At 62.6% G+C, this 15,266-nt stretch carries 15 protein-coding genes; 13 read left to right on the top strand and 2 right to left on the bottom strand.

The genetic code is table 11. The features are described 5' to 3' along the window. Window positions 1–21 precede the first annotated feature (21 nt). Both algW and B9N88_RS27925 read left to right on the top strand, forming a co-directional pair. A complete protein-coding gene (gene algW, locus B9N88_RS27930) occupies window positions 22–1,176 on the top strand; it encodes a Do family serine endopeptidase AlgW (protein ID WP_027606864.1) in 1,155 nt (384 codons plus the stop codon). A 112-nt stretch (window positions 1,177–1,288) separates the two neighbouring features. After that, window positions 1,289–3,385: a TonB-dependent siderophore receptor gene (locus B9N88_RS27925; RefSeq protein WP_027606865.1), complete on the top strand. Its 2,097-nt coding sequence runs from the start codon at window positions 1,289–1,291 to the stop codon at window positions 3,383–3,385. A gap of 51 nt (window positions 3,386–3,436) precedes the next feature. On the opposite strand, the gene hemH is transcribed toward B9N88_RS27925, so the two are convergent. Together hemH and B9N88_RS27915 are read right to left on the bottom strand one after the other, a co-directional pair. After that, entirely contained in the window at window positions 3,437–4,462 is a 1,026-nt protein-coding gene (hemH, locus tag B9N88_RS27920; protein ID WP_027606866.1) for a ferrochelatase, read from the bottom strand. A gap of 15 nt (window positions 4,463–4,477) precedes the next feature. Continuing rightward, the gene (locus B9N88_RS27915; protein ID WP_027606867.1) at window positions 4,478–5,377 is read right to left on the bottom strand and encodes a TIGR01777 family oxidoreductase; all 900 of its coding nucleotides are present in this window, start codon (window positions 5,375–5,377) and stop codon (window positions 4,478–4,480) included. A 212-nt stretch (window positions 5,378–5,589) separates the two neighbouring features. Between B9N88_RS27915 and B9N88_RS27910 the strand changes: the two genes are divergently transcribed. The 11 genes from B9N88_RS27910 to B9N88_RS27860 all read left to right on the top strand — a co-directional run bounded on the left by B9N88_RS27910 (window position 5,590) and on the right by B9N88_RS27860 (window position 15,227). After that, window positions 5,590–6,576 carry an NAD(P)/FAD-dependent oxidoreductase gene (locus B9N88_RS27910; protein WP_027606868.1) on the top strand — a complete coding sequence of 329 codons (987 nt, stop codon included), beginning with the start codon at window positions 5,590–5,592 and terminating at the stop codon, window positions 6,574–6,576. Beyond that, complete coding sequence (locus B9N88_RS27905) at window positions 6,573–6,788, top strand: TIGR02450 family Trp-rich protein (RefSeq protein ID WP_027606869.1); 216 nt, start codon at window positions 6,573–6,575, stop codon at window positions 6,786–6,788. The genes B9N88_RS27910 and B9N88_RS27905 overlap by 4 nt, the downstream gene beginning before the upstream one ends. A gap of 111 nt (window positions 6,789–6,899) precedes the next feature. Beyond that, the gene (locus tag B9N88_RS27900; RefSeq protein ID WP_027606870.1) at window positions 6,900–7,865 is read left to right on the top strand and encodes a YbgA family protein; all 966 of its coding nucleotides are present in this window, start codon (window positions 6,900–6,902) and stop codon (window positions 7,863–7,865) included. A 15-nt stretch (window positions 7,866–7,880) separates the two neighbouring features. Continuing rightward, a complete protein-coding gene (locus B9N88_RS27895) occupies window positions 7,881–8,810 on the top strand; it encodes a MerR family transcriptional regulator (RefSeq protein WP_027606871.1) in 930 nt (309 codons plus the stop codon). Further along, the gene (phrB, locus tag B9N88_RS27890) at window positions 8,811–10,253 is read left to right on the top strand and encodes a deoxyribodipyrimidine photo-lyase (RefSeq protein WP_027606872.1); all 1,443 of its coding nucleotides are present in this window, start codon (window positions 8,811–8,813) and stop codon (window positions 10,251–10,253) included. Then, window positions 10,246–10,668: a nuclear transport factor 2 family protein gene (locus tag B9N88_RS27885; protein ID WP_027606873.1), complete on the top strand. Its 423-nt coding sequence runs from the start codon at window positions 10,246–10,248 to the stop codon at window positions 10,666–10,668. Before phrB ends, B9N88_RS27885 begins: the two co-directional genes overlap by 8 nt. Next, the gene (locus tag B9N88_RS27880; protein ID WP_027606874.1) at window positions 10,665–11,447 is read left to right on the top strand and encodes an SDR family NAD(P)-dependent oxidoreductase; all 783 of its coding nucleotides are present in this window, start codon (window positions 10,665–10,667) and stop codon (window positions 11,445–11,447) included. Before B9N88_RS27885 ends, B9N88_RS27880 begins: the two co-directional genes overlap by 4 nt. Further along, window positions 11,444–12,691, top strand: coding sequence for an NAD(P)/FAD-dependent oxidoreductase (locus B9N88_RS27875; RefSeq protein WP_027606875.1), 1,248 nt, complete (start codon window positions 11,444–11,446; stop codon window positions 12,689–12,691). The genes B9N88_RS27880 and B9N88_RS27875 overlap by 4 nt, the downstream gene beginning before the upstream one ends. After that, window positions 12,688–13,497 carry a DUF1365 domain-containing protein gene (locus B9N88_RS27870; RefSeq protein WP_027606876.1) on the top strand — a complete coding sequence of 270 codons (810 nt, stop codon included), beginning with the start codon at window positions 12,688–12,690 and terminating at the stop codon, window positions 13,495–13,497. Before B9N88_RS27875 ends, B9N88_RS27870 begins: the two co-directional genes overlap by 4 nt. After that, on the top strand, window positions 13,484–14,755 hold the full coding sequence (locus B9N88_RS27865) for an SAM-dependent methyltransferase (protein ID WP_027606877.1): 1,272 nt from the start codon (window positions 13,484–13,486) through the stop codon (window positions 14,753–14,755). The genes B9N88_RS27870 and B9N88_RS27865 overlap by 14 nt, the downstream gene beginning before the upstream one ends. Next, window positions 14,748–15,227, top strand: a complete 480-nt coding sequence (locus B9N88_RS27860) for a DUF2878 domain-containing protein (protein WP_027606878.1) — start codon at window positions 14,748–14,750, stop codon at window positions 15,225–15,227. Before B9N88_RS27865 ends, B9N88_RS27860 begins: the two co-directional genes overlap by 8 nt. Window positions 15,228–15,266: the final 39 nt, after the last annotated feature.

Here is a 15,266-nt window from a genome sequence, read left to right as displayed (position 1 = left end):
CAACCTGTCAGGACTTACTTGATGCTCAAGGCACTGCGTTTTTTTGGATGGCCATTGCTGGCTGGCGTGCTGATCGCGATGCTGATTATTCAGCGTTATCCCCAGTGGGTGGGCTTACCCAGCCTTGATGTCAACCTGCAACAGGCGCCCCAGACCAGCTCGGTGGTGCAAGGCCCGGTGACTTACGCGGACGCGGTGGTCATCGCCGCTCCTGCGGTGGTCAACCTGTACACCACCAAGGTCATCAACAAGCCGGCCCATCCGTTGTTTGAAGACCCGCAGTTCCGCCGTTATTTCGGTGACAACGGGCCCAAGCAGCGCCGCATGGAGTCCAGCCTGGGTTCCGGGGTGATCATGAGCCCCGAAGGCTACATCCTCACCAATAACCACGTGACCACCGGCGCCGACCAGATTGTGGTGGCCCTGCGTGACGGCCGTGAAACCCTGGCCCGCGTGGTGGGCAGCGACCCGGAAACCGACCTCGCGGTCCTGAAGATCGATCTGAAAAGCCTGCCGTCCATCACCCTCGGCCGCTCCGATGGGCTGCGGGTGGGTGATGTGGCACTGGCTATCGGCAACCCGTTCGGAGTGGGCCAGACGGTGACCATGGGCATCATCAGCGCCACCGGGCGAAACCAGCTGGGGCTGAACAGCTACGAGGACTTTATCCAGACCGACGCGGCGATCAACCCGGGCAACTCCGGCGGCGCACTGGTGGATGCCAATGGCAACCTGACCGGCATCAACACGGCGATTTTCTCCAAGTCAGGCGGCTCCCAGGGCATCGGCTTTGCGATCCCGGTGAAGCTGGCGATGGAAGTGATGAAGTCGATCATCGAGCACGGCCAGGTGATTCGCGGCTGGCTGGGGATCGAAGTACAGCCGCTGACCAAGGAGCTGGCCGAGTCGTTCGGCCTGACCGGGCGCCCAGGCATCGTGGTTGCCGGGATTTTCCGCGATGGCCCGGCGCAGAAAGCCGGCCTGCAGCTGGGGGATGTGATCCTCAGCATCAACGGCGAACCGGCCGGTGATGGGCGCAAGTCGATGAACCAGGTGGCGCGGATCAAGCCGACCGACAAGGTGGCGATCCAGGTGATGCGCAACGGTAAAGAGATCAAGCTGCTGGCGGAAATCGGCCTGCGTCCACCCCCTGCACCGGTCAAGGAAGAGGAATAAACCACCTCGCCAGGTACCCGTTCGCGGGTACCTGTAAGCATATATTTCAAAGCAAAAGCATTCTCATTAGACATGTTATATTGTTTCAATATCGCTATTGGAACGCTCTATCATGCCGTCTCGAAAGTTTGCCCCCCTGGCTGGCCTGGCCTTGGGTCTGCTGCTGGATCCCGCGTTTGCCGAAGAAAACACCGTTGAGCTGGATACCATCAGCGTCACTACCGACGCCTATGAATCCGCCACCGGCCCGGTCAAAGGCTACCGTGCCACCCGCTCTGCCAGCGCGACTAAAACCGACACCGCCCTGCGCGACATCCCACAGTCCATCAGCGTGATTCCCGCCTCGGTACTCACGGACCTGGGCAGCACTAACGTGGAACGCGCCCTGGAGTTTGCCGGCGGGGTGTCCAAGCAGAACAACTTTGGCGGCCTCACGCTCTACGAATACAGCGTGCGCGGCTTCACCACCTCGGAGTTCTACCAGGACGGTTTCAGCGCCAACCGCGGCTACCCGAGCACACCGGACGCGGCCAATATCGAACGCATCGAAGTGCTCAAGGGCCCCGCAGCCAGCCTGTATGGCCGCGGTGATCCCGGTGGCACGGTGAATATCGTCACCAAAAAACCCCAGCCCGAAGCCTTCACCACCATGCAAACCAGCGCGGGCAGTTGGGACCGTTATCGCACTGCCGTCGATATCAATACGCCGCTGGACAGCGAGGGCGACCTGCTGTCGCGGGTCAACCTGGCGGTGGAGGACAACAACAGCTTCCGCGATCACGTCGAGAGCAAGCGCGTATTCGTCGCGCCCTCATTCAGCTGGCAGCTGGACCCGGACACCCACCTGCTGGTGGAAAGCGAATTCGTACGCCACAGCTCCACCTTCGACCGGGGCATCGTCGATGCCCCAGGCGTATCGCGCTCCACCTTCCTCGGCGAACCCAACGACGGCACTATCGACAACCACAACAACCGCATCCAGGCGACCCTCGAGCATCATCTCAACGACGCCTGGAAACTGCGCCTGGCCAGCCATTACAAACAAGGCAGCCTGTGGGGCGACGCCTCGGAAAACCGCGCGCTGAACACCGACGGCCATACCCTTAACCGCCGTTACCGCGAACGCTCCACGGGCTGGCACGACAGCATCACCCAACTGGAACTGCGCGGCCTGTTCGACCTTGGCAGTTGGCAGCATGAATTGCTGGTCGGCACCGAATACGAGGACTACCGCAAGAAGGAGCGCGTCACCGCCATAGCCGGCAGCCCCTACGCCATCGACCTCTACAACCCGGTCTACGGCCAGCCCAAACCCAATGGCGCACGCTCCGGCACCGACTTCTTCGAACAGACCAAAAGCCAGGCACTGAACCTGCAAGACCAGATCATCTTCACCGACCGCTTGCGCGGCATGGTCGGCGCTCGCTTCGAGCATTTCGAACAGAGCACCGACGACTTCACCCGCAACCACGCCAAGAGTCGGCAAACCCACGACGCACTTACCCAGCGCGCCGGTCTGCTGTATCAACTGACGCCAGAGGTCGGCGTATTCGCCAACGCTTCCACCTCGTTCAAGCCCAACAGCGGCCTGGACGCCAGCGGTAAGACCTTCAAGCCCGAAGAAGGCGTGGGCTATGAGGTGGGGATCAAGAGCGAGCTGTTCGACGACCGCCTCAGCGCCACCCTCGCCGCCTTCCATATCGAAAAGGAAAACGTGCTGGCCCTGGACCCGGCCACCAATACCAACCGCGCCATGGGCAAGGCACGCAGCCAGGGCTTCGACCTGCAACTGACAGGACAACTGACTGATGCGGTACGCGTGATCGGCGCCTTTGCCTACATCGACGCCGAAGTGACCAAGGGTGATAAAGCCATTCCTGCGGGCAGCCGCATCCTCGGCGTAGCCAAGCGCAGTGGCAGCCTGTTGGGGGTGTATGAATTCCAGGACGGCGCGCTGCGCGGTTCAGACCTGGGCGCGGCGTTCACCTATGTGGGGGATCGCTCGGGTGAAGCGGGCAGCCGCTTTGAACTGCCCGCCTACCACACCGTCGACTTGCTGGCCCATTACAAGGCCACGCAGAGCGTCACCGTGGGCCTGAACCTCAACAACTTGTTCGATGAAAAGTACTACGAGCGGTCCTACAGCAATTACTGGGTCAATCCCGGCGAGCCGCGCAATCTCACCGTCAGCCTGACCCTCAACCTGTAACACAATCAAAAACGTGAGAGGGGTTAAGCCCCTCACATTTGGATGACGTGATTACAGCGAAAGCGGGGCTCTTTCACACAAGGTATTGAGCGCCGCCGCCCACTGCGGATCGTCATTCAAACACGGCACCAGCACCAACTCCTCACCGCCCGCCTCGCGGAATTGCTCCCGACCACGATCACCGATCTCTTCCAGGGTCTCGATGCAGTCGGCAACAAACGCGGGGCACATCACCAGCAGCTTTTTCACCCCTTGCCGGGCCAGCGCTTCCAGGCGTGCCTCGGTGTAGGGTTCGATCCACTTCGCACGGCCCAGGCGCGACTGGAACGCCACCGACCATTTGTCGTCGGGCAAGCCCAGGCGCGCGGCGAAGTCGCGGGCAACGCTGAAGCATTGCGCGCGGTAGCAGGTCGCGAGCACCTCAGGCGAGGCGTTCCTGCAGCAGTCCGCATCCTTGAAGCAATGCTGGCCGGTCGGGTCGAGCTTTTTCAGATGGCGCTCGGGCAAGCCGTGGAAGCTCAGCAGCAAGTGGTCGTAATGCGCGTCTATATAAGGTCGGGCGCTGGCTGCCAACGCGTCGAGGTATTCCGCCTGATCGTAGAATGGCTGCAGGATCGAGAACTGTACGTTGAGCTTTTTGTCACGCACTACCCGCTTGGCTTCTTCAATCACTGTGGCCACGGTGCTGTCGGCAAATTGCGGGTACAAGGGCGCCAAGGTGACTTTTTGAATACCTTGGGCGGCCAACCGCGTGAGCGTCGTTTCCAGGGAAGGCTCGCCATAACGCATCGCCAACTCCACTGGCCCCTGGGTCCACTGCGCGGTCATCTGCTGTTGCAGGCGACGGCTGAGCACCACCAGCGGAGAGCCCTCGTCCCACCAGATCGAGGCGTAGGCATGGGCCGATTGCTCGGGGCGCTTGATCAGGATCAGGGACACCAGCAAGCGCCGCACCGGCCACGGCAGATCGATGACATAAGGGTCCATCAGGAACTGATTGAGGTAGCTGCGCACATCGGCCACCGAAGTGGACGCCGGTGAACCCAGGTTGACCAGTAACAACGCGTGATCCGTCATGCAACATCCTATCTCTTAGCGGCGGCTGGAAACGTCGTCCAAGGCCGCACGCAACTCAGTGAACTGGAAAGTGAAACCGGCCGCCAGCAGGCGTTCGGGCAATGCTTTCTGGCCGCCCAGCAACAAGCCGGACAACTCGCCCAAACCCACCTTCAACACAAAGGCCGGCATCGGCATGAACGCCGGGCGGTGCAGCGCCTGGCCCAATGTCCTGGCGAACTCGCGGTTACGCACCGGGTGCGGCGCGCAGGCATTATAAGGACCGCTGGCGTCATCCTTGTGCAGAAGAAAATCAATCAAGGCGATTTGATCCTTGATATGCACCCACGGCATCCACTGCCGCCCGTTGCCGATAGGCCCGCCCAGCCCGAGTTTGAACGGCAGCAACAGGCGCGACAAAAAGCCGCCCTCGGCCGCCAGTACCAGGCCGGTGCGCACCAGCACCACGCGGATGCCCATCGCTTCGGCACGTTGGGCGGTTTCTTCCCAGGCGATGCACAGTTGGCTGGGGAAATCGTCCTGTACCGGCCCACTCGCCTCGGTCAGTTCGCGCTCGCCGCCGTCGCCGTACCAGCCCACCGCCGAACCGGAAACCAGCACCGCCGGCTTCTGCGCCTGGCTTTCGAGCCAGGCCAGCAGGGTTTCGGTCAAGCCGATGCGGCTGCTCCAGAGCAGCGCCTTGCGTTTGTGGGTCCAGGGACGGTCAGCTATCGGCGCGCCTGCCAGGTTGACCACCGCGTCCACCGCGCCAATCACCTCCTCCAAGCGAGCCACCCCGAGCACCGTTGCACCGCATAACCGGGCGACGTCTTCAGGATGGCGGCTCCACACCGTCAGGCGATGACCTTGGGCAATCCAGTGTTGGCAGAGTTGGCGACCGATCAGGCCGGTACCGCCGGTCAGCAAAATATGCATGGGACGCTCCTCATGTAACGTTCGCCGCCGATCACTAGTCTATTTTATAAGCAGGGATCAATTTGTAATCGAGCGTGACTTTTGTTTAAGCCTCATGCTTAACCATAGGTCACGCCAAGCGATCAGGTACGCCAAAACTTATACCAAAAAATAATATTGTACAGCTATTGGTGTCGGCGTAGCCTGTACCCAACGGTAAAACGAGGCCTCCCATGACTGTCCCCATCGCGATCATCGGCACCGGCATCGCCGGTCTCTCCGCCGCCCGAGCGTTACAAGACGCCGGGCACGTTGTACAACTCTTCGATAAAAGCCGCGGCAGCGGCGGCCGCATGTCCAGCAAGCGCAGCGACGCCGGCGCATTGGACATGGGCGCCCAATACTTCACCGCCCGCGACCGACGCTTCGTCAACGAAGTGCAGCGCTGGCAAAGCAACGGCTGGGCCGAGCAGTGGAAGCCCCAGCTGTACAACTTCAAGTCCGGCCAACTCACGCCCTCCCCCGATGAACAGATCCGCTGGGTCGGCACGCCGCGCATGAGCGCCATTACCCGCGCCCTGCTCGATGACCTGCCGGTGGAGTTCGGTTGCCGGATCACCGAAGTGTTCCAAGGCAAGCAACACTGGAACCTGCTGGATGCCGACGGCGAAAACCACGGCCCGTTCAGCCATGTGATCATCGCCACGCCTGCGCCCCAGGCCACGGCCCTGCTGGCGGCAGCGCCCAAATTGGCGAGTGCCGCCGCCGGCGTGAAGATGGACCCGACCTGGGCCATTGCCCTGGCCTTCGACAAGCCCCTGGATACCCCCATGGAAGGCTGCTTCGTGCAAGACAGCCCGCTGGACTGGCTGGCGCGCAACCGCAGCAAGCCCGGGCGCGATACGACCCTCGACACCTGGGTGCTGCATGCCACCAGCACCTGGAGCAAGGCCCACCTGGACCTGTCCAAGGACGCGGTGATCGAACACCTGCACGGCGCCTTCGCCGAATTGCTGCACAGCGCCATGCCCGCACCGTCCTTCAGCCTGGCCCACCGCTGGCTCTACGCACGGCCGTCAGCCGCCCATGAGTTCGGGGTGCTGGCCGACGCCGACCTGGGCCTGTACGTGTGTGGCGACTGGTGCCTCTCGGGCCGCGTGGAAGGGGCGTGGCTCAGTGGCCAGGAAGCCGCGCGACGGTTGATCGAGCACCTGCAATGAACCGCATCAACCCGGCCAAATTGCTGCTGTCGAAGTGGACGGCAGCCCGGCCCCGCAACAAGGAAAAACACTTTCTGGTGACCGAACTGTTTCGTGACGAAGACGGCACAGTGCTGGAAATCGAGTTGCAAGCCGTGATGACCCTGCGCGCCCAGCGCCTGGCCTGGCAAACCCTGCAAAATGCCGAGGCTTGGCAAATCGGCTGGAAATAGCCCTGCGCAAATACTTGTACAAAATATTTGACTTGTACAGCATCAAACCTATGATGAGATTTAGTTGTACAGATTTCAGATCTTGTACAGGAATCTTGCAGAGGTTTGGCCATGCCCAGCACACCGTCCATCAAGCCGAAGATTGGCATCAGCGCCTGCCTGCTGGGCGAGAACGTGCGTTTCAATGGCGGTCACAAGCAATCCCAGCTATGCAGCGAGGTCCTCGCCGAGTACTTCGACTTCGTGCCTCTGTGCCCGGAAGTGGCGATCGGCCTGGGTATCCCCCGTGAAACCATTCGCCTGGTGGGCGATGCCGAACAGCCCCAGGCCGTCGGCACCGTACACCGCGAGCTGAATGTCACCGCGCCGCTGGACGCATACGGCCGCAAAATGGCCGCCGAACACACCGACCTGTGCGGCTACATCTTCATGCAGAAGTCGCCGTCCTGCGGCCTGGAACGCGTCAAGGTCTACCGTGAAAACGGAGCGCCGGTGGAGGGTGGCGGGCGTGGCATCTACGCCCAGGCGTTCTGCGCGCGCCACCCGAACCTGCCTGTGGAAGAAGACGGCCGCCTGAATGACCCGGTACTGCGGGAAAACTTCCTGACCCGCGTCTTCGTCTACGCCAGTTGGCAGCAACTGCTGGCCGAGGGCCTGACCCGCCACCGCCTGCTGGCGTTTCACGCGCGCTACAAGTATTTGCTGATGGCCCACAGCCTGATGCACTACAAGAGCCTGGGCCACCGCCTCGGCAGCATGGCCAGGGACGTCAACCTCGACGAGGTGGCCGCCTGCTATTTCAGCGACTTGATGACCGGCCTGAAAAAGTGCGCCACCCGCGGCACCCACACCAACGTGCTGCAACACATCAGCGGTTACCTCAAGCAGGCCATCAGCGCCGATGACAAACAGGAAATGCAGACAGTCATCAGCCAGTATCACCAGGGCATCGTGCCGCTCGTGGTGCCGTTGACTCTGCTCAAGCATCACTTTCGCCAACACCCGGACCGCTACATCGCGCAGCAGGCCTACTTGCAGCCGCACCCGGAAAATCTCAGCCTGCGGAATGCGATCTAAACCATGAAAAGCGTCATGACCGCTATCTTGCAAGACGAACCCGGCGCAGACATCGCCCAAGCCCTCGAAGACGGCTGGCTGCCGATCCGCGAAGTGGCGCGCCAGACCGGCGTCAACGCCGTGACCCTGCGCGCCTGGGAACGCCGTTATGGCCTGATCGTGCCCCAGCGCACCCCCAAGGGCCATCGGCTGTTCAATGCCGACCATGTCCAACGCATCCACACCATCCTCACCTGGCTCAATCGCGGCGTGCCGGTCAGCCAGGTCAAAGGCCTGATCGATTCCGCCCAGGCCCTTCCCGATGCCGTCGAGAACGAGTGGCACGCCTTGCGCCAGAACCTGGTGCAGGCCGTCAGCGAACTGGCCGAACGCCGGGTGGACGATGTGTTTAACCAGGCGATGGCGCTGTACCCGCCGCGCACCCTGTGCGAGCAATTGCTGCTGCCGTTGCTGCAGGAGCTGGAACAGCGCTGGCAAGGCCAGTTTGGCGCACAGATGGAGCGGGTGTTTTTCCTGTCCTGGCTGCGCAGCAAGTTCGGTGCACGCATCTACCACAACAACCGGCAGTTGCACGGCGCGCCGCTGCTGCTGGTCAACCACTCCGACCTGCCCCTGGAGCCGCACCTGTGGCTCAGCGCCTGGCTGGCCAGCAGCGCCGATTGCCCGGTGGAAGTCTTCGACTGGCCGTTGCCCACCGGCGAGCTGGCCCTGGCGGTGGAACACCTGCAACCGCGCGCCGTGCTCCTGTATTCGAGCATGGCCCTGCAATTGCCGGCACTGAGCAAGCTGCTGGCTGGCGTCAATTGCGCAAAACTGCTCGTCGGACCCACGGTCTGCATCCACCAGACCGAGCTGTCCGTATTAACCCAAGACATTGCGCAATTGTTCGTGGCCGAAGACCCGTTGTCGGCCCATCAGCTCCTGATCCAGCGTGGACTTATCTAAATGCACTTGATCTGGCTGCGCACCGACTTGCGCCTTCACGACAACACCGCCCTGGCCGCGGCCTGCCAGCGAGGCCCGGTGGCGGCCGTGTACCTGGTCACGCCCGAGCAATGGCTGGCCCATGACGATGCCCCCTGCAAAGTGGATTTCTGGCTGCGCAACCTGCAGCACTTGAGCCAGGCCCTGGGCGCCCTGAACATTCCCTTGCTGATCCGCCATGCCGCTGACTGGGATCAGGTTCCCGCCATGTTGAGTCAACTGTGCCGGGAACTGGCCGTGGAGTCGGTGCACGTCAACGAGGAATACGGCATCCATGAAAGCCGTCGCGATGCCGCCGTTGCCAAGGCCCTGGAGGCCGTCGGCGTGACGTTCCACAGCTACCTGGACCAACTGCTTTTCCAACCGGGCAGCGTGCTGACCAAGACCGGCACCTACTTCCAGGTGTTCAGCCAGTTCCGCAAGGTCTGCTACGCGCGCCTGCACAGCGCCCTGCCGCGTCGGGTCGCAACGCCCAAGGCCCAAGCCCCGCTCGCGCTCAAGAGCGATCCGATTCCCGAACAGGTCGACGGCTTCGAACCGCCCAGCGACACCTTGCGCGCCCTCTGGCCCGCCGGCGAAGACGAAGCCCGCCGCCGCCTCGACGCCTTTGCCGACCAGCAGATCAGCTACTACAAAGACGAACGGGACTTTCCGGCCAAGCCCGGCACCAGCCAGCTCTCCGCCTACCTGGCCGCCGGTGTGGTTTCGCCGCGCCAATGCCTGCACGCCGCCCTGCAAACCAACCAGGGCGAGTTCGAAAGCGGCGACATCGGCGCCATCACCTGGATCAACGAACTGCTATGGCGTGAGTTCTACAAGCACATTCTGGTCGGCTACCCGCGGGTCTCCCGTCACCGCGCTTTCCGTCCCGAGACCGAAGCCCTGGCCTGGCGCGATGCGCCCGAGGACCTCGCCGCCTGGCAACAGGCGCGCACCGGCCTGCCGATCATCGATGCCGCGATGCGCCAGTTGCTGGAAACCGGCTGGATGCATAACCGCCTGCGCATGGTAGTGGCGATGTTCCTGACCAAGAACCTGTTGATCGACTGGCGCGAAGGCGAGCGCTTCTTCATGCGCCACCTGATCGACGGTGACCTCGCCGCCAACAACGGCGGCTGGCAATGGAGTTCATCCACCGGCACCGATTCGGCGCCGTATTTCCGGATTTTCAGCCCGCTGAGCCAGTCGGAAAAATTCGACGGCGACGGCGTGTTTATCAAGCGCTGGCTGCCGGAGCTGGCCACGCTGAACAAGAAGGAAGTGCACAACCCGCAAGCGCTCGGCGGCCTGTTTGGCGTGGCGGATTACCCGCGCTCGATTGTCGACCTGAAAAAATCCCGCGAACGCGCCCTCGCAGCCTTTCGCAACCTGCCTTCACGCCAGGAGGTCGCCGAACATGAGTGACTTCCTGCGCCGCTTCGCCCAGGCCTTTGCCTCGCTGGACAAGCACAATCTGCAGCTGCTCGACAGCCTCTACAGCCAGGACATCGCGTTCACTGACCCACTGCATGAAGTCCATGGACTGACCGCGCTGCACACGTATTTCGCCGAGTTGTACAGCAACGTCAGCCAGCTGCGCTTCGACTTCCATGGTTTCGACCAGGTGGCCGAAGGCGAAGGTTACCTGCGCTGGAACATGAGTTTCTGCCACCCGCGCCTGGGCAAAGGCAAGGTCATCCGCGTGGAGGGCTGCTCGCATTTGATGTGGCGTGACAAGGTGTACCGCCACCGCGATTACTTCGACGCCGGCGCCCTGTTGTACGAACACCTTCCCGTGTTGGGTGGGGTCGTCAGTTGGTTGAAAAGGAGAGTGGGATGAACGCACTGCCGCCCCGTCGTTATTGGCTGACCGGTGCCAGCAGTGGCATCGGTGCTGCGCTGGCCGTGGAGCTGCTCAACAGCGGCGCCCACGTGGCCCTCAGTTCACGCACCAAAGGCCCGCTGGAAGCACTCGCCCAACGGTACCCCGGCCAGGTGCTGGTGGTGGCCGGCGACCTGACCAACAGCCAGACCGTGCGCGAGATCGGTGAACACATCGGCGCGACCTGGGGTTCGGTCGACACCGTCATCCTCAACGCCGGCACCTGTGAATATGTCGACGCCAGGCAATTCGATGCCTCGATTATCGAACACGTGGTGCGCACCAACCTGCTGGCCAGCAGTTACTGCATTGAAGCGGCGCTGCCGTTGTTGCGCGCCGGGCGCACGCCACACCTGGTGGGCGTCGCCAGCGCCGTGACCTACCTGCCGATGCCACGGGCCGAAGCGTATGGCGCGTCCAAGGCCGGGCTGCGCTACCTGTTCGAATCCCTGCGCATCAGCCTGTCGACCGAAAACATTGATGTCACGGTGATCAGCCCGGGCTTCGTCGACACCCCACTCACCGAGCGCAATGACTTCCCGATGCCCCTGAGCTGGCCAGCCGACAAGGCTGCGCGGCATATCTTCGCCAAGCTGGAAAAACGCCCCCTGGAGATCGCCTTCCCCGCGCTGTTTATCGCCACGCTGTGGCCGCTGTCGAAACTGCCGAACCGCGCGCAATTGATCATCGGCAAACGCATGTTGCGCAGCCCGCCACCGAAAAAGGACGACCTGTGAAGATCGCCATTATCGGCAGCGGCATCGCCGGGCTGACCAGTGCCTACCTGCTCAGCCGCCGCCACGACATCACCCTGTTCGAGGCCGGCGACCGTATCGGCGGGCACACCCACACGGTCAACGTCACCGTCGAGGGCAAACCCTATGCCGTGGACACCGGCTTCATCGTGTTCAACGACTGGACCTACCCCAACTTCATCCGCTTGCTGGGGCAGATCGGCGTGACCTTCAAACCCACCGAGATGAGCTTTTCGGTGTGCGACCAGGGCAGCGGCTTCGAGTACAACGGCAACAACCTCAACAGCCTGTTTGCCCAGCGCCGCAATATCCTCTCGCCAGGCTTCTGGGGCATGCTGCGTGACATCCTGCGCTTCAATCGCGAGGCGCCGCGGGACCTGCAAGAACAGCGCATCAACGCCGAGATGACCTTGGGTGACTACCTCGAAGCCGGGCGCTACGGGCCTCGGTTTATCCGGCATTACATCGTGCCGATGGGCGCGGCGATCTGGTCGATGTCCCTGGCGGACATGCTCGACTTTCCGTTGCAGTTCTTTGTGCGTTTCTTCAAGAACCACGGTTTGCTCTCGGTGAACAATCGGCCGCAGTGGTGCGTGATCGAAGGTGGCTCCAACCGTTATATCGAACCGTTGACCCGCAGCTTTCGCGAGCAGATCCGCCTCGACTGCCCGGTGCATCTGGTCGAGCGTGACACAGAGGGCGTAATCATTTACAGCGCCGCCGGCACCGAAGCCTTCGACAAGGTGGTGTTCGCCTGCCACAGCGACCAGGCACTGGCCCTGCTCGGCGACCCAAGCCAGGCCGAGCAGGAGATCCTCGGCGCCCTGCCCTACGCCGACAATGACGTGGTGCTGCACACCGACACGCGCCTGCTGCCCGAGCGCAAACTGGCCTGGGCCAGCTGGAACTACCGGCTGAGCGGCGACACGCAGACCCAGGCCGCTGTCACCTATGACATGAACATCCTGCAAGGCATCGACAGCGCCACCACCTTTTGCGTCAGCCTCAACCAGACGTCGATGATCAACCCGCTGAAGATCCTCGCGCGCTATACCTACGCCCACCCGCAATACAGCCTGGCCGCCGTGGCCGCACAAGCACGCTGGGAAGAACTGAACGGCACCCGCCATACCTGGTACTGCGGCGCCTATTGGGCCAACGGCTTCCATGAAGACGGCGTCGTCAGCGCCCTGCGCGTAGCCGAAGCCTTCGGGGAAAGCCTGTGAACAGCGCCCTGTACAGCGGCTGGATCGCCCATCGGCGGTTTGCCCCCAAGGCCCATGCCTTTCGCTACCGCATCGGCCTGCTGTATCTGGACCTCAGCGAACAAGACGAAGTGCTCGGGCTGTCGCCCCTGGCCGGTGCAAGTCGCCTGGCGCCCTTCGGCTTTCGCCAGCAGGACTACCTGCGTGAATTCACGCGCCACGGCATGAGTTTGACCGATGCCGTGCGCCAGGAAGTCGGCAAGGCCCTGGGGCATACACCCCTGGGCGTTATCTGCCTGCTGACCCAGGCCCGCAGTTGGGGCCTGGCTTTTAACCCGGTGAGTTTCTTCTACTGCTTCGAGGCCGATGGGCAACTGGCCGCGATCCTGTGCGAAGTGACCAACACCCCATGGCGCGAGCGCTATCACTACGTGCTGCCGGCCCAGGCCCTCGGCGCGGATCAGCACCAACACTTCGCCGTGGCCAAGGCGTTTCACGTGTCGCCGTTTTTGCCGCGCGACCTGGAATACCGCATGAGCTTCAGCCCGCCCGCCACCAGGCTCGGCGTGCACATGGCCGATTGGCAGGGCGAGGTGAAAGTCTTCGACGCCACCTTGAGCCTGCGCAGGGAAACCCTGAACCGCGCCAGCCTGCACCGTTACCTGTGGCGCTATCCGTGGATGACCGCCAAGACCTGCCTGGCCATCTATTGGCAGGCCCTGCGCCTGTTGCTCAAGCGCACACCGATTTTTTCCCATCAGGCCGCCGACGGCGCTTCTCGCACAGCAGTCGGGTACACCAAGGATCGCCGCCATGAAATCCCCTAGCTTATCGGTCAAGACCCACCGCCTGAACGTCAACGGCATGACCGGTGCGCTGCTGCGCAAGGGCGTGCTGCGCCAACTCAGCCAACTGCGCCATGGCCAGTTGGTGGTGATCGAGGACGGCGAGCGCCAGGTATTCGGCGCACGGGAAGCGCACCTGCTGGGGGAAATCCAGATTGTCGATTCGGCGGTCTGGGGGCTGGTGGCGGCCAACGGCTCCATCGGTGCGGGCGAGGCCTTTATCCACGGCTATTGGACCAGCCCGGACCTGACGGCGGTGGTGCGGGTGATGGTGAGTAACCTGGATGTGCTCGATGCAATGGAGGGTGGCCTGGCCAGATTGGCACGGCCGTTCACCCAAGGCCTGCACTGGCTCAACCGCAACACGCGCAAGGGCTCGCAGAAAAACATAGCCGCCCACTACGACCTCGGCAATGAGCTGTTCGAAGAATTCCTCGACCCGACCATGATGTATTCGGCCGCGCAGTTCCTGACGCCCGACGACAGCCTGGAACAGGCGCAACTGAACAAACTGCAACGCATCTGCCAGAAGCTCGCGCTCAAGCCCACCGATCATCTGCTGGAAATCGGCACCGGCTGGGGCAGCATGGCGCTGTATGCGGCGCAGCAGTACGGCTGCAAAGTCACCACCACGACCTTGTCCAAAGAGCAGTTCGCCTACACCGAAAAACGCATCGCCGCCTTGGGCCTGCAAGACCAGGTCACGTTATTGCTGCAGGACTACCGCGACCTGACCGGCGAGTACGACAAGCTGGTGTCCATCGAAATGATCGAAGCGGTGGGCCATCGTTTCCTGCCGACCTACTTCAAGCAGTGCGCGCACCTGCTCAAGCGTGATGGCCTGATGTTGCTGCAAGCCATCACCATCCGTGAGCAACGCTTTGAGCAGGCGAAGAACAGCGTCGACTTTATCCAGCGCTATATCTTCCCCGGCGGCGCCCTGCCCAGTGTGCAGAACATGCTGCATATCGTCAGCCGCGACACCGACATGAACCTGTTGCACATGGAGGACTTCGGCCTGCACTACGCGCGAACCCTGCGCCTGTGGCACGAGAACTTTCGCCACGCCCACGGCCGCCTGACGGAGTTGGGCTACGACGAATATTTCCTGCGACTGTGGGAGTTTTACCTGTGCTACTGCGAGGGCGGCTTTATGGAGCGCACCATTGGCACAGCGCAATTGCTGTTGGCCAAACCGTCGGCCATCAACCCTCCGTTGCTCGGGCGCTTCAGTGCTTAAACCACTGATCAATGCCGTGCTGTTCCAGTGCGGGTGGTTTGCCTGCGTACTCGGTGGCGATAGCCCTTGGTTGCTGGTGGGGCTGGCGGTGCTGGCAATCCACCTGCTGTGGATAAGTTCGTGGGCCACCGACGGCGCGCTGATTATCCGCGTGACGCTGCTGGGCACGGTACTGGATACGTTGCTGCGCAGCCTGGGGGTGTTTCACTTCAGCGAGCCCGGACCGCTGATTCCCTTTTGGCTGATCCTGCTGTGGGCGGTGCTGGCCACCACCCTGCGCCATTGCCTGGCCTGGAGTGCACGGCCCTGGTGGCGTGCGGCCGCATTGGGGGCGATCGGGGGGCCGTTGTCGTATTACGCCGGGAGCCAGTTGGCGGGCGTGCATTTTGGCTACCCACTGCTACCCACCCTGGCGGGGCTGGCGCTGCTTTGGGCGGCGGTGTTCGTCGGACTGCATCGGCTGGCGCGCTGACGCCTGTCAGACCTTTCACACCTGCGTCACCCGCTTGCC

This window comes from Pseudomonas sp. LAMO17WK12:I1, assembly GCF_900177315.1.
Lineage (GTDB): Bacteria > Pseudomonadota > Gammaproteobacteria > Pseudomonadales > Pseudomonadaceae > Aquipseudomonas > Aquipseudomonas marginalis.
The sequence above is the reverse complement of the archived record's forward strand: the minus strand, read 5'-3'. Positions and strand labels throughout refer to the sequence as shown.